Below are 14,771 nucleotides of genomic sequence, written 5' to 3' on the forward strand. Positions count from 1 at the left end.
TGGCCGGGGGTTCCCGTAGGCCGCCGAAGGCGCCGAGGAAACCCCCGGTCAAAAGAGGTTCATTTGAACCGGAACGTCTCCAGGTTCTTCGGCGCGAACGTCCGCATGTTGTAGTCGTGATACAGCGCCGAGGAGAAGTCCTGCACGGAGCGCTCGTCGCCGTGGACGCACAGCACCTTCTCGGGGCGCGGGTTCATCGTCTTCACGAAGTTCTCCAGCCCCTGGCGGTCGGCGTGGCCGGAGAAACCGTCGACGGTCTCGACGCCCATCTTCAGGGTCAGCGTCGAGGTTCGGCTGCGGTCCTGCGGGTCCTGGACTGGGATCTCCTCCCAGCCGTTCTGAATGCGGCGCCCGAGCGTCCCCTGCGCCTGGTAGCCGACGAACGTGAGGTTGGAGTTCTCCTCGGTGCCGAGGTGGCGCAGCCACGACATGATGGGGCCGCCGGTCATCATCCCCGAGGTCGACAGGATAATGCAGGGGCCGCCGTCGGCGACCTCCAGACGCTCGTCCTCGCCGCCGTCGATGTGGTTGAACTGGTCGGCGAGGAACGGGTTCTCGTCCTCGTGGAAGATGCGATCGCGGAGTTCGTCGCGGAGGTATTCGGGGTAGGTGGTGTGGATCGCCGTCGCCTCCCAGATCATCCCGTCGAGATGGACCGGAATCTCCGGGATCTTGTCGTTTCGCATCGCCTCCTCCAACACCATCATGATCTCCTGGGAACGGCCGACCGCGAACGCCGGGATCAACACCTTCCCGTCGTTCTCGTACGTCTCGTTGATGACCTCGGTCAGTTTCTGCTCGGAGTCCTCCTGGTCGGTCTGATAGTCGTTGCGACCGCCGTAGGTGGACTCCATCACGAGCGTCTCCACGCGCGGGAAGTCGTTGACCGCGCCGTTGAACAGGCGGGTGTCGTCGTAGTGGATGTCGCCGGAGAAGGCGACGTTGTAGAGGCCGTCGCCGATGTGGAAGTGCGAGACGGCCGACCCGAGGATGTGGCCCGCGTTGTGGAACGTGAGCTTCATGTCGGGCGCGATGTCGGTCACGTCGCCGTACTCCAGCGGGATGGTGTGTTTGATCGCCTCGCGCACCTGCGCGGAGTCGTACGGCGGGGTGCGACCCTCCTTGGCGGCCACGTCGAGGTAATCAAGCGTGAGCAGCCCCATCAGGTCGCGCGTCGGCTCCGTACAGTAGATCGGCCCGTCGTAGCCGTACTTGAACAGCAGCGGGATGAGCGCGGAGTGGTCGAGGTGGGCGTGGGTGAGCACGACCGCGTCGATGTTCTGTGCGCCCGCGCCGAGCGCCTCCGGCACTTGGAGGTACGGCACCTCTCCCTCGGAACCGGGCTTGTCACCGCAGTCGACGAGAATCCGCGTCTCGGCGGTGTTGAGAACGAACGAGGCGCGCCCGACCTCCCGGCAGCAGCCGAGCGTGGTGATACGGACCCACTGCTCGTCGGCCATCTCCTCGCGGTGGATGGTGCGGCCGACGCGTTCGAGGATGTCGCGGCGCTCCTCGCGCTCCTGCTTCAGGAAGTTGCGGACGTTCGAGACGGTAGAGGACTCGATCGGCGGCGTGCGGACGACCTCCGGCGTCCAGCCCACCTCCTGGGTGATCTCCCGGAGGGTCGAGCCGCGACGGCCGATGACCATGCCGGGCTTTTCGGCCTCGATGACGACCTCGCCGGTGTCCTCGTGGAAATCGAGGTCGGCGACGCCGGCGTCGTCGGGGATGATCTCCTGGATCTTCGCCTCGGCCTCGCTTGGATCGGAGAGTACGTCCGGGTGTGGACGGATCGTGATCCGCTTTCGGAGCGTGGAGGCGAGCCGTCGGACGAGATCGCCGTTCTGGGCGAACTCCTTCGGGTGGCGCGTGTACACGACCAGCTCCGGGCCCTCGTACTTGACGTCGGTGACGGAGATATCGTCGGGGATCTCCGATTCGATCTGTGCTTTCGTGTCGGCTAACTGCTTCTCGACTTGACTCATATGTGAGAGGATCGTCGCGGGTCCCGGAGGGCGCGGCTGTCGGACGCGACGCCCTCGGGTCGACTGTGAGTTGAAGACTGCATGCGTACGGGACGCTCCGTTGTAGCTGCCCTCGTGGGCGACGGAAAACCCGCTTATCACCCCGTATCCCCCGCGTGTTATAAAACCCTTCGCAAACCACTACCAGTGGGCGGTCCGAACGGCCCGTATGCGACTCACACCTGCGTCCGTGACCGCGGAGCGCAACCGTCTCCGCGACCGTGCCCCCGCGGTCGTCCCCCTGCTCAACGACACCAGAGCCGCGCTGGGCGAGTTGTTCGACACCGACGTCGACCCCGTCACCGAGGAGCGGTACCGCCGCGAGGTCGACCGCGTGTTCGTGGACGGCGACCGCGCAGTCAACGTCGCGGCCCTCGCCGGGCTCCTCCGCGATCTCGACGTTGAGGGCGACTATCCGGGCTTCGTCGTCGACGAACTGCTCGGGCGGCGGCTCGCGTCGACCATCGCCGGCGGCCAGCCGCTCGCGCTGCTGGCGGAGGCGACGTTCCACTTCGCGGATACCCGGACACACGGTGGCCCCGACGACGCCGCGGGCGCGGACGACCTCGACGCGGCGCTGGCGGCGGGATTCCAGACCCGGCTCCCGGGGTGGTCGTGGCGCGAGGGCGACAGTCCGTTCGCGGTTCCGCCGCGTGACGCCGACGGGGAGGAACCTGGCGGAGAGGACGCTAGCGGAGGTGAACCGTGACAGGATCGACACCCGCCGTGCTGGCTCCCGACGCCGCACGTGAGGTCCTCCCCGAGGCGACGCTGTGTCACGTCGTCGACGGCGACCGGACGCTGCTCATCCGCAAACAGCGCGGCGTCGGCGCCGGAAAGGTGGTCGGGCCGGGCGGGAAGCTCGAGGGCGACGAGTCGCCCCGCGAGTGCGTCGTCCGCGAGGTGCGCGAGGAGCTCGGGATCCGCGTCCGCGACCCGGAACGTGCGGGCGCGTTCGCCTACTGGGCCGACGACTGGTCGGCCGTCGTCCACGTCTTTCGGGCGACCGCGTTCGAGGGAACACCGAGCGAGACCGACGAAGCGGTGCCCGTGTGGGCCCCCGTCGACGACCTCCCGACGGCGGAGATGTGGGCGACCGACCGCGAGTGGTTGCCGACGGTGCTCAACGGCGACCGGTTTCGGGGAACGTTCGTCTACCACGACGGGGAACCGCGATACGTCGCCGTGGAGTCCGGCGTCGCTCCGCCCGCTCCGAGTCGTCTGTGACAGCCGTCCGCACGGCTGGAAAACGCTCTTACTGGTGGCGTCGGTGAACTCGGATATGAGCGCCGCTCGCCGCGCCTCGATCTCAGTCCGCCGTCGACGCGAGCGGCTCGTCCGCGTCCCTGTCCCGCCGCGTGGCGCGTAGCCACGCATTCATTCTCATTCCCTCCGCATACACCGGCGACCGATCGCACCGAGTTTAAGACGGCAGTCCGATATCCACGAGTATGAGCGAACACGAATCCACCGACTCCGACGGCGACGACCAGGAGTTGGGGATCACGAAATCCAAGGAGTACGAGACCGGCGAGTGGTACGCCGAGGTGGTCCAGAAGGCGCAGTTGGCGAACTACGCGCCCGAGGGGATGTCCGGGTTCATCATCACCCGGCCCCGCGGCTACGCGCTGTGGGAGCGCCTACAGGGCTTCCTCGACGCGAAGTTCAAGGACACCGGGGTGCAGAACGCCTACTTCCCGATGTTCATCCCCGAGTCGTACCTCGAGGCCGAGAAGGACATCGTCGAGGGCTTCGACCCCGAGGTCGCGTGGGTGACGCACGGCGGCCACGAGGAGCTCGACGAGCGCCTCGCCGTCCGACCCACCTCCGAGTCGATCATCACACCCTACATCAGCCAGTGGGTGCGCAGCCACCGCGACCTCCCCCTGCGAGTGAACCAGTGGTGCTCGGTCGTGCGCTGGGAGGCGACCGAGACGAAGCCGTTCTTCCGCACGAAGGAGTTCCTCTGGCAGGAGGGCCACACGGCGCACGCCGACCGCGACGACGCGTGGGAAGAGACGCTGACACGGCTCGAGCAGTACGAGTCCGCATATCAGGACTTCCTCGCGATCCCCGTCCTTCGCGGACAGAAGCCCGATCACGACAAGTTCCCCGGGGCGGACACGACCACGACGGTGGAGGCGCTGATGCCCGACGGCAAGTCCGTGCAGGGCGGCACCTCACACTACCTCGGAACGAGCTTCGCCGAGGCGTTCGACATCACCTTCTCCGGCGAGGACGAGGAGGAGCGGCTCGCTCACACGACCTCGTGGGGGTTCTCGTGGCGTGCCCTCGGGGCGCTCATCATGACCCACTCCGACGACCAGGGGCTCGTCTTGCCCCCCACCGTCGCGCCCACGCAGGTCGCGATCGTCCCCATCTGGCAGGAGGACACCAAAGACGAGGTGCTCGAGTACGCCGAGGGCGTCGCCGACGAACTGGAGGAGGCGGGGATCCGCGTCGAACTCGACGACCGTGACACGCGCAATCCCGGGTTCAAGTTCAACGAACACGAACTCAACGGCGTTCCCGTGCGCTTCGAGATCGGCCCCTACGAGGTCGAGGACGACGAGGTCACCGTCGTCCATCGGCCCGACGGCGAGGAGACGACCGTCGACCGCGACGGCGTCGCCGAGGCGACCCGCGAGCACCTCGACGAGGTGTACGCGAAGCTGTACGCCGCCGCCGAGGACAATCTCGAAGGCGAGGTGCGCGAGGCGGACTCGCGCAACGAGATCCTCGGCACCATCGGCCAGCACGGCGGCTACGTGAAGGCGCCGTGGTGCGGTGACGAGGCCTGCGAGGCGGAGATCAAAGACCAGATCGCCGCCGAGATCGTGATGGTCCCGTTCGAGGAGGACGACGACCGCCACGGCACCGACCACGACGACACCTGCGCCGTCTGCGACGACGACGCGACGCGGACGGCGTACTTCGCGAAGTCGTACTGAGGTCGCCGCCGTCCCATCGTCCCGATCCCCGCGATCATCCCGGTCGCGGCGATCATTTCGGTCGCGGCGATCATTTCGGTCGCGGCGATCATTTCGGTCGCGGCGATCATTTCGGTCGCGGCGATCATTTCGGTCGCGGCGATCATTTCGGTTGCCGCAACTATCTCCGTCGGCGCGATCGCCTTCATCGGGCGCTCCTCCCACGACGGGGAACTCTTGTCACTAAGATGAATGATAACTCGAGTTCGAGTCACAGCACGCCATCCAGCGATCGAGATCGTTCACGATCGTCCGAACGGATACGGTCATCCTATAATATCCTAATATGGCAATAACACACCCTTAGCCGTTTAGGGTCAATCCTTTATTGGGGCCACGAGAAGAGGCATCCATGACTGAGCCGGACGCGTCGGCGCGCGTCGGGGGCCTGGCGGACCCCAATGACGAGCGCTCGAACTGTGGTGTGGGGGCCGTCGTCGACCTCGACGGCGGGCGATCACACGAAGTAGTATCGGACGCACTCGACCTGCTCGAGAACCTCGAACATCGAGGGACGACGGGTGCAGAGCAGAACACCGGTGACGGCGCCGGCATCATGATCGAGCGGCCCGACGAGTTCTTCGAGGGCGTCGTCGGCGACCTCCCCGAGACGTACGCGGTGGGGTCGGTGTTCATGCCGGTCGACGACGCCGCGCGCGAGGAACTGGAGGCGCTGTTCGAGTCGACGCTCGCGGAGTACGACCTCGATGTGCTCGCGTGGCGCGACGTCCCCACCGACGCGACAGGCGCAGACTTGGGTCGGACCGCGCTCGAGGCGGAGCCCGACGTCCGCCAGGTGTTCGTCGCGCCTGCGGAGGGCGGCGACCTCGACGAGGAGACGTTCGACCGACGGCTGTACGTCGCCCGACGCGCGGTGGAGTCGGCCGCCGATGAGCTGGCAGGCGAGCGGTTCTACGTCTGCTCGCTGGATCGCCGACGCGTCGTCTACAAGGGCCTGCTGAAGGCCGACCAGATCGACGCCTACTACCCCGACCTGCGCGACGAGCGCCTCGACTCGGGCGTCGCGCTCGTGCACGCGCGTTTCTCGACGAACACGCTGGGCGCGTGGCACCTCGCGCACCCGTACCGCAACGTCGTCCACAACGGCGAGTTCAACACGATCCAGGGGAACGTCAACTGGATGCGCGCGCGCCAGTCGGACCTCGCCGACGGCGGCTTCACCGACGAGGAGCTCGACGCGATGCGGCCGATCATCTCCGACCCGAACCAGTCGGACACGGCCTCCGTCGACGAGACGCTCGACCTCCTGCTTCAGGGTGGGCGGGAGCTTCCGCACGCGCTGCGGATGATGATCCCCGAGGCGTACCGCAAGGACGACGCGATGAGCGAGGCCCGACGCGACTTCTACGACTACCACGCCTCGCTGGTCGAGCCGTGGGACGGCCCCGCGCTCGTCATCGGCTTCGACGGCGACCGCGTCGCGGGCGTGCTCGACCGCAACGGCCTCCGGCCGTGTCGCTACGACGTGACGACCGACAACCGCCTCGTGATGGGCAGCGAGGTCGGCGCCCTCGAACACGACCCCAGCGAGGTCCGTAAGCGCGGGCGCCTCCGGCCGGGCGAGACGTTCGTCGCCGACCGCACCGAAGGGCGCGTCCTCGACGACGAGGAGGTGTTCGCCGACCTCACCGACGACAAGTACGGCGAATGGGTCGACGCCGAGCAGCGCGACCTCACGGACGTGACCGACGACGCCGACCCGAGCCCGGAGACCGGGCCGGCCGACGACCTCCGCAGCAGGCAGGCCGCCTTCGGCTACACCACCGACCAGCTGAACCACCTCATCGGCCCGATGGCCGAGCAGGGGAAGGACCCGGTCGGCTCGATGGGCGACGACACGCCCCTCTCGGTGCTCTCGGAGTTCGACCGCCCGCTGTTCACCTACTTCAAGCAGCTGTTCGCACAGGTGTCGAACCCGCCGATCGATTACATCCGCGAGGAGCTGGTCACCTCCCTCGAGACGCGGCTGGGCCCCCAGCGCAACCTCCTCGGGGAGACGCCCGAACACGCCCGCCAGGTCGTACACGACTCGCCCGTCATCACCGAGGCGGAGACGGCGACCCTCCGTGACCTGGGGACGGCAACCGACGGCGACCTCACATCGGTCACGCTCGACATGACGTTCGACCCCGATGAGGACCTGAAAACCGCCATCGAAGCCCTCCGGACGGCCGCGGCCGAGGCCGTCCGTGACGGCGCCGACGTGCTCGTGCTCTCGGACCGCGGGATGGGTCCCGAGCGCCTGCACGTCCCGAGCCTGCTCGCGACGGGCGCGGTCCACCACCATCTCGTGCGCGAGGGGCTGCGCGCTCGTGCGGGCCTCGTCGTCGAGTCGGGCGACCCCCGCGAGGTCCACCACGTCGCGTCTCTCGTCGGCTACGGCGCCGGCGCGGTGTGTCCGTACCTCGCGTACGACACTGTCCGCGACATCGTCGCCGGCCCCGACGGCGCCGACGAGGAGAAGTCGCTGCGGGCGTACCGCGACGCCCTGGAGATGGGGCTGCTGAAGACGATGGCGAAGATGGGCATCTCGACGGTCGAGTCCTACCAGGGCGCGCAGATCTTCGAGGCGGTCGGCCTGGATTCGGGCCTCGTGCGCGAGTACTTCGAGGGCACCGAGATCCGGACCGAGGGGATCGGGCTCCCCGAGATCGAGTCGGACCTGCGCGAGCGCTACGCGGTCGGCTTCGGCGACGACCCGCAACTGGAGACGCAAGGCGAGTACGAGCACCGCTCGACGGGGATCAAACACGGCTGGAACCCCCACTCGGTGAACGCGCTGCACACCGCCGTCCGGGAGGGCGACCGCGAGGCGTGGGACGAGTTCTCGGCGCAGGTGAACGACCCCGATACGCCCGCGGAGCTGCGGAACCTCCTCGAGGTCGACAGCGACCGCGACCCCATCCCGGTCGAGGAGGTGGAGCCCGTCGACGAGATCGCCAAGCGCTTCTCGACGGCCGCGATGAGCCTCGGGAGCCTCTCGCCCGAGCAACACGAGAACAACGCGATCGCGATGAACCGGATCGGCGCGAAGTCCAACACGGGCGAGGGAGGCGAGCCCCCCGAGCGCTTCGACACCGAGCGCGGCTGTAGCGTCAAGCAGGTCGCCTCCGGCCGCTTCGGGGTCACCTCCAACTACCTCGCGAACGCCGAGGAGATCCAGATCAAGATGGCGCAAGGGTCCAAGCCCGGCGAGGGCGGTCACCTCCCCGGCGCGAAGGTAAACGAGTACATCGCCCACGTACGCTACTCGACGCCGGGCGTCGGCCTCATCTCGCCGCCGCCGCTGCACGACATCTACTCCATCGAGGACCTGAAGCAGCTCATCTACGACCTGAAGGCCGCCAACCCGGAGGCCGACATCAACGTGAAACTCGTCTCGGAGGCCGGCATCGGCACCATCGCCGCCGGCGTCGCGAAGGCGGAGGCGGACATCGTCCACATCTCCGGGCACTCCGGCGGGACGGGCGCGTCGCCGAAGACCTCGATCAAGAACGCCGGCCTCCCGTGGGAGCTGGGCGTCGCGGAGGCGAACCAGATGCTCCGGGCGACGGGCCTGCGTGACCGCATCACCGTCTCGGCGGACGGCGGGCTGAAGACCGGCCGCGACGTGGCCGTCGCCGCCCTGCTGGGCGCCGAGGAGTTCGCGTTCGGGACGGCCGCGCTCGTCTCCTCGGGCTGCGTGATGGCGCGGCAGTGCCACCAGAACACCTGCCCCGTCGGGGTCGCCACCCAGCGCGAGGACCTGCGCGACCGCTTCCCCGGCGAGCCCGAGCACGTCATCAACTACATGCAGTTCATCGCGCAGGAGCTGCGCGAGATCATGGCCGAGTTGGGCTTCAGCACGGTCGACGAGCTGGTCGGCCGCGTCGACTGCCTCTCCCAGCGCGAGGTCGACCACCCGAAGGCGAGCAAGCTCGACCTCTCGTCGCTCATCGCCGAGCCGAACGACGACGGCCCGCGCCACAAGGTTCGCGAGCAGGATCACCCCGATCTGGCGGAGGCGCTCGACTGGGAGCTGCTCGAGGAACTCGGCGACAGCGTGGAGACGGGCGAGCCCGCCGCGCTCGCGACCGACGTGGACAACACCGACCGCGCTATCGGCGCCACCCTGTCGAACCGCATCTCGCGGGCCCACGGCGAGGACGGCCTCCCCGCGGGCACACTGGATCTCGACTTCCGCGGCGAGGCCGGCCAGTCGTTCGGCGCGTTCCTCGCGGCGGGCGTGGACGCCCACCTCGTCGGCGCGGCCAACGACTACGTCGGCAAGGGGCTCTCGGGCGGCACGGTCGTCGTGCAGACGCCCGAGGACGCCGCCTTCGAGCCCGACGAGAACGTCCTCATCGGCAACGTCGCGCTGTACGGCGCCACCGACGGCGAGGCGTACGTCAACGGCGTCGCCGGCGAGCGCTTCGCCGTGCGCAACTCCGGCGTGAAGGCGGTCGTCGAGGGCGTCGGCGACCACGGCTGTGAGTACATGACCGGCGGCGTCGTCGCGGTACTGGGCGACGTGGGGCGCAACTTCGCCGCGGGGATGTCCGGCGGCGTCGCGTACGTCCACGACCCGGACGACGAACTGGCCGCGAAAACGAACAAGGGGATGGTGAGCCTCTCCGAGGAGCTGACCGACCAGGACGAGGCGATGGTGCGCCGCCTGGTCGAGAACCACCTCGCGCGCACCGACAGCGACCGTGCGCGCGAGCTGCTCGACGACTGGGAGGCGGTCGTCGTCGAGTTCACGCGCGTGCTCCCCGACGCCTACGCGGAGGTCATCGCGGAGGGCCGCGGCGACGACGTACGCGAGCAGCTCCCCGACCCCGCCGAGGGCGGCGCCGCGACCGCGGAGTTCGGCGCGGGCGTCGTCGGCGACGACTGAGCCGACCCGGGGTTTCGGGTCGTGCTGTTTTCACGGGGTTCGACCGAGACACTCGGTGAGAATCCCCGATGGGATTTTCTCGTCGTACAGTGGATCGGTTCTCATGGCCACCTCACTCGGGTCGGAAGCGGTATCGATCAGACCGAACGTGTTCCTGTACCCACTGGGCATCTGGGTCGCGATGGCGGTCATCGCCGTCGTCAACGGCGGTGTTCGAGAGATCGTCCTCATTCCCCGCGTCGGCGAATACAGTGGGCACGTGCTGAGCACCGCGATATTGGTCGCCGCGATCCTCCTCGTCTCGTTCGCCTTCTTCTCGTGGACTCCCGTCGACTACGCGCAGGCAGAACTCGTCCTCGTCGGGATACTCTGGACGGTGCTCACTGTCGGCTTCGAGTTCGCCGTCGGGGCCGTCGAAGGAACGCCGGTTTCGGTCACGCTCGGTCAGTACGACGTGCTTGCAGGGCAAGTCTGGATAGCTGTCCCGATCGCGCTGCTCGTCTCCCCACTGCTGTTCGGCTGGTATCTCTCCTCATAACCCGTCGATATCGGAACGTCCCCGCGTCCCCAGGCATCGACACAAGACCGAACTTAACCGGGATGCCGCCCAAGCCCGCCCATGGACAGCCTCAATCGCATGGCGGTGGAGCTGGTCGACGAGGCGCTCGATTTCGCCGACGAACTCAATCTCGCGGCCTACGAGCTCGACTCCGGCGCGACGGTGGTCGACTTCGGCGTCGACGCCGACGGCGGCATCGAGGCGGGGATGTTGCTCGCGGAGATACAGACCGCGGGACTGGCGACCCTCCAGACCGGGATGGGTCGCGTCGACGGCTCGCCCACCCCCTACGTCGAGTTGACGACGGACCACCCAGGGGTCGCGCTGCTCGGCTCCCAGAAGGCCGGCTGGGAACTGGAGACGGAGCACTTCTCGGGGCTCGGCTCCGGGCCCGCCCGCGCGCTCGTCGGCGAGGAGCGCGAGTTCCAGGCGCTGGGCTACTACGACGAGTTCGACCTCACCGTCCTCTGCGTGGAGAGCGCGATCCTCCCCGACGACGAGGTTGTCGCCGAGGTCGCCGAGCGCGCGAACGTGAACGAGCAGGCGGTGTACCTCCCGACGACGGCGCTGGGCTCGACGGCGGGGAGCGTGACCGCGGCCGCGCGCGCCGCCGAACTCGCGGTCTTCCGCCTGTTCGAGTTGGGGTACGACCCCGAGCATATCAAGTCGGCCGCGGGCTCCGCGCCGGTGGCGCCCGTCAGCTACGACGAGACCGAGGCGATGGGCCGCACGAACGACGCGCTCGCGTACGGCGGCGAGGTCCACCTCACCGTCGCGGAGGACTTCGACCGCTTCGACGAGGTCCCCTCCAGTGCGGCCGCCGAGTTCGGCCGGCCGTTCGCGGAGGTCTTCGCGGACGCGGACTACGACTTCTACGAACTCGACGAGTCGGTGTTCGCGCCCGCCGCGGTCACCGTCGACGTGCTCGACGGCCCGACGTACGCGCTGGGCGAGACCCGCGAGGACCTGCTCGCGGCGTCCTTCGACTACCAGTGAACCGTCGGCGATGAAGTTCAAACTCGTCCCGGAGGCGCCCGACACCGTCGCGTTCGTCGCCGAGGCGCAGGCGGCGGTGCCGCTGGTCCCCGGCAGCGAGGACGACTGCTGTGCCCGGCTGATGCGGCGGCTGGGCTTCCGATCGCGCGACGTTGCCCGGACGTGGCTCACGTTCCTCCGCGCGCTCGGACTCGCCGAGGAGACCGACGACGGCTTCAAGCGGCTCCGCGCGGAGCCGACGCCGGCGTACGTGCGCGAGCAGTTCCTCGCGGGCGTGTACGGCGCCGGCGACGTCGCCGACGCGCTCCTCGCGGCTGGGGCGGCGGGCGACTCCGACGGGGACGCCGCCGGGCTCACCGCCGACGACGCGTTCGCGGCGTTCGTCGACCGCGTGCCGAACTGGGAGCGGTTCCGGACGACCGACTGGGAGTCGGTGTGGCGCGAGCGCGTCGAGCGCCACCTGCGGTGGTTCGTGCTGCTCGACCTCGCCGAGGAACACGACGGCGCGTACGCGGCGACGGGGGCCCTCCGGGACCTCCGCGACGAACGCGACCGCCGTGGCGACCGCGACGACCACGACGATCCTGACGATCGTACCGAACGCGACGCGTGAGAACGCGGGCCCGTCGAGACTCGCAGCTCTGCTGGCCGACGCCGGGGGAGGTGCTGTCGGCCGCCTTCGACGGCGTCGGGGCCCACCCGACGTTCTCGGCGTCCCGTACGGTACTTGTCGACCGAGCGCGTCCCCCGCCGTATGCCCCTCAAGGGATCCGGCGTCGGCAACGGTTTCGCCGTCGTCGACCGATGGGACGGCGGCCTCTCGTGGATGGCACACCCGGACGAGGAGTTCGAACGAACGGGACACGCGCTCGTCGTCGAACCGGGAGGCGTCGACGGGGAGGACGGAACCCGCGGGGGGACCGCTGCCCACGGGGAGGGCGGGGACGTCGTCTGGCTCGTCGACCCCGTCGACGCCGACGGCCTCGACGCGGCGGTCGGCGAGCTCGGACCCGTGGCCGGGGTCGTCGTGCTCACGGACAACCACCGTCGGCACGCCGCGCGGATCGCCGAGCGACACGGCGTCCGAGTGTTCGTCCACGACCACCTCGGCGACCTCGCCGTCGACGCGCCGACGACCCGCTTCGCGGGCGAGCCGGCGGACACCGGCCTCCGGACGGTTCCGGTGGTCAGCCGATTCTGGCGGGAGATCGCACTGTACGATCCCCGTCGGGGGACGCTCGTCGTCGGCGACGCGCTGACGACGATGGGCTCGCACACGAACCCGGGCGAGCGGCTGGCGGTGATGCCGCACCTGCGACCGACGCCGCCGCGGGACGCGCTGGGCGGTCTCGCCGTCCGGCGTGTGCTGGTCGGCCACGGACCGGGCGTGTTCCGCGACGCCGCGACCGCGCTGGAGGAGGCGCTGGACGGCGCGCGCCGCGGAGCGCCGCGGGCGATCCTCGGGAACCTCCCGACGCTGCTGGAGAACGCCTACGTCACCCTGCGGGACTGACCGGAACCGGTGGCTCCGCGACCGCGAGGGCGGAGCGGCCGCCCGCTACTCGTCGGCGTAGGTCACGCCGGTGACGGTGCCGACACCCTTGCTTTGGCCCTCGCGGAAGACGAACCGTTGGCCCTCCTCGACGAGGTACGGCTGGAACTTGAACCGGACCTCCGTCTCGCCGGTGTCCCCGGGGAGCAGTCGTCCTCCCTCCGGATGAAAGACGGCCGCCTCGCTGACGGTCTCCAGGTGGACGACCGGCTCGTACCCCTTCTGGATCCGGGTGGGATGGTTGAGCACCATCACCTCCGCGTCGAACGAGCGGACCGGTCGGGGGCCGCTCTCCCGCTCCACCAGCGCCATCCCGCGTTGCACCTCGGACTCCTTCACGCCCTTGAGCGCGATGCCGACGATCCGGCCCGCGCGGGCCTTGTCGACGCGGTGGTAGTGCATCTCGATGGATCGCACCTCCACCTCGCGGAAGGAACCATCGGGCATCGGACCTAACAGGAGTTCGTCGCCCGCCTCCACCTCCCCCGAGCGGATCGTGCCGGAGGCGACCGCGCCGACGCCCTTCACGTCGTACGAGCGGTCGACGTACATCCGGAAGTCGCCGTCGGCGTCGTCCTCGCGCTTCGGCAGGCTCTCCAGCATCCGATCGAGGTCGCCCAGCCCCTGCTCGGTCACCGCCGAGGTCTGCAACACGGGTACGACGCCGTCGCCGATCTCCTCGACGGCGGTGGTGACGCCGTGGCGCTCCGTCAGGAGCGGGGTCTTGCCGACGTCCCGAAGCATCGATTCGACCTCGCGCTCGACCTCCAGCACCTGCTCCTCGGGCGGCGCGTCCACCTTGGTGATCGCGACGATCGTCGGCAGCTCCATCGCCAGCAGGATGCCGAGATGCTCGCGGGTCGTCTTGGTCGGCCCGTCGTCGGCGGCGACCGTCAGGAGGCCGTAATCCAGCTTCTGGCCGACGAGCCCGCGGATCGTGGTGCGCAGCCACGGCTCGTGGCCGACGGTGTCGACGAACGAGACGAGGCGGTCGGCCTCCTCGACGACGCGCGCGCGGTCGGTCTTCCGGTCGGGGTTGTCCATGCGGACCGGGCCGTCGTCGTCGAAGCCGTACACGCCGTAGCTGAGGTCCGCCGAGAGCCCCCGGTCCACCTCGTGGGGCTGCACGTCGAGGTACGAGCGCGTGCCGCCCTCGCCGTCGTCGGCCTGTCCGGTCACGAGCGTGCCGACGAGCGTCGACTTGCCGTGGTCGACGTGCCCGGCGGTGCCGACGACGATGTGGTCGTCGTCCGCCTCGAAGGCGGCGCCCTCGCGGACGGTGGCGAGCCCGACCAGTCCCCCCTCCGCCTCGCCGGTGCCGGCGGCCCACGTCTCGACCTCGTGGATGTGTGCGTCGGCCTCCTCCGCGAGCAGGGAGAGCACGTCCATCGACTCCGAGAAGGCGGTCGGCGCGATGCCGGCGATGCCGCCGTCGTCGGTGACGCCGATCACGTACAGCGCCTCGCCGTCGCCCGAGAGCACCCGGTGGCGAAGCTGTGCGGCCAGCGACTCCATGCGTCCCTCCGCGAGATGGACTTCCCGCGTGAGGCGGGTTTTGAACTCGATATTCCCGCCTTCCTCCTCGCCGCGCTCGATAGTCCGTGTGAGCACGGCCCGGTCAGCGCCCATAGCCGACGGGTAGCGGTGGGCGGGTATAACGGTTTTCACGTGTATGTCACGCAATGTCACAATAGTCGACGGGGCTTCCCGCGTCGACTATCGCTCGAACGCGTGAAAACGAACCGCCGGATCG

General features: G+C 69.1%; 10 protein-coding genes. 8 read left to right on the plus strand and 2 right to left on the minus strand.

The features are described 5' to 3' along the window. Positions 1–59: 59 nt before the first annotated feature. Complete coding sequence (locus ABJD39_RS01850; RefSeq protein WP_348611363.1) at positions 60–1,985, minus strand: beta-CASP ribonuclease aCPSF1; 1,926 nt, start codon at positions 1,983–1,985, stop codon at positions 60–62. Positions 1,986–2,193: 208 nt separating this feature from the next. On the opposite strand from ABJD39_RS01850, the gene ABJD39_RS01855 reads away from it, so the two are divergent. From ABJD39_RS01855 to ABJD39_RS01890, 8 genes are all read left to right on the plus strand, one after another. Beyond that, entirely contained in the window at positions 2,194–2,733 is a 540-nt protein-coding gene (locus ABJD39_RS01855) for a hypothetical protein (RefSeq protein ID WP_348611366.1), read from the plus strand. Then, the gene (locus ABJD39_RS01860; RefSeq protein ID WP_348611368.1) at positions 2,730–3,251 is read left to right on the plus strand and encodes an 8-oxo-dGTP diphosphatase; all 522 of its coding nucleotides are present in this window, start codon (positions 2,730–2,732) and stop codon (positions 3,249–3,251) included. The genes ABJD39_RS01855 and ABJD39_RS01860 overlap by 4 nt, the downstream gene beginning before the upstream one ends. Positions 3,252–3,475: 224 nt before the next feature. Continuing rightward, positions 3,476–4,975 carry a proline--tRNA ligase gene (gene proS / locus ABJD39_RS01865; protein WP_348611371.1) on the plus strand — a complete coding sequence of 500 codons (1,500 nt, stop codon included), beginning with the start codon at positions 3,476–3,478 and terminating at the stop codon, positions 4,973–4,975. A gap of 391 nt (positions 4,976–5,366) precedes the next feature. After that, positions 5,367–9,911: a glutamate synthase large subunit gene (gene gltB / locus ABJD39_RS01870; protein ID WP_348611373.1), complete on the plus strand. Its 4,545-nt coding sequence runs from the start codon at positions 5,367–5,369 to the stop codon at positions 9,909–9,911. Positions 9,912–10,014: 103 nt separating this feature from the next. Next, positions 10,015–10,449 (plus strand): hypothetical protein, encoded by a 435-nt coding sequence (locus tag ABJD39_RS01875; RefSeq protein WP_348611376.1) that lies wholly within the window; start codon positions 10,015–10,017, stop codon positions 10,447–10,449. 81 nt (positions 10,450–10,530) lie between these two features. Then, positions 10,531–11,466, plus strand: coding sequence for a methenyltetrahydromethanopterin cyclohydrolase (mch, locus tag ABJD39_RS01880; RefSeq protein WP_348611378.1), 936 nt, complete (start codon positions 10,531–10,533; stop codon positions 11,464–11,466). 10 nt (positions 11,467–11,476) lie between these two features. After that, a complete protein-coding gene (locus tag ABJD39_RS01885; RefSeq protein WP_348611381.1) occupies positions 11,477–12,079 on the plus strand; it encodes a hypothetical protein in 603 nt (200 codons plus the stop codon). Between the two features lie 141 nt (positions 12,080–12,220). Beyond that, a complete protein-coding gene (locus ABJD39_RS01890) occupies positions 12,221–12,979 on the plus strand; it encodes a hypothetical protein (RefSeq protein ID WP_348611383.1) in 759 nt (252 codons plus the stop codon). Positions 12,980–13,024: 45 nt separating this feature from the next. Here ABJD39_RS01890 and ABJD39_RS01895 read toward each other — a convergent pair whose 3' ends face one another. Further along, the gene (locus ABJD39_RS01895) at positions 13,025–14,647 is read right to left on the minus strand and encodes a GTPBP1 family GTP-binding protein (protein WP_348611386.1); all 1,623 of its coding nucleotides are present in this window, start codon (positions 14,645–14,647) and stop codon (positions 13,025–13,027) included. Between the last annotated feature and the right edge of the window lie 124 nt (positions 14,648–14,771).

This window comes from Halobaculum rarum (genome assembly GCF_040025155.1).
GTDB lineage: Archaea > Halobacteriota > Halobacteria > Halobacteriales > Haloferacaceae > Halobaculum > Halobaculum rarum.

Excerpts from the sequence above, each read along its gene's own strand:
- ABJD39_RS01855 (WP_348611366.1), top strand. The coding sequence starts at position 2,194 with ATGCGACTCACACCTGCGTCCGTGACCGCGGAGCGCAACCGTCTCCGC.
- gltB (WP_348611373.1), top strand. The coding sequence starts at position 5,367 with ATGACTGAGCCGGACGCGTCGGCGCGCGTCGGGGGCCTGGCGGACCCC.
- ABJD39_RS01895 (WP_348611386.1), bottom strand. The coding sequence starts at position 14,647 with ATGGGCGCTGACCGGGCCGTGCTCACACGGACTATCGAGCGCGGCGAG.
- ABJD39_RS01885 (WP_348611381.1), top strand. The coding sequence starts at position 11,477 with ATGAAGTTCAAACTCGTCCCGGAGGCGCCCGACACCGTCGCGTTCGTC.
- proS (WP_348611371.1), top strand. The coding sequence starts at position 3,476 with ATGAGCGAACACGAATCCACCGACTCCGACGGCGACGACCAGGAGTTG.
- mch (WP_348611378.1), top strand. The coding sequence starts at position 10,531 with ATGGACAGCCTCAATCGCATGGCGGTGGAGCTGGTCGACGAGGCGCTC.
- ABJD39_RS01890 (WP_348611383.1), top strand. The coding sequence starts at position 12,221 with ATGCCCCTCAAGGGATCCGGCGTCGGCAACGGTTTCGCCGTCGTCGAC.
- ABJD39_RS01850 (WP_348611363.1), bottom strand. The coding sequence starts at position 1,985 with ATGAGTCAAGTCGAGAAGCAGTTAGCCGACACGAAAGCACAGATCGAA.
- ABJD39_RS01875 (WP_348611376.1), top strand. The coding sequence starts at position 10,015 with ATGGCCACCTCACTCGGGTCGGAAGCGGTATCGATCAGACCGAACGTG.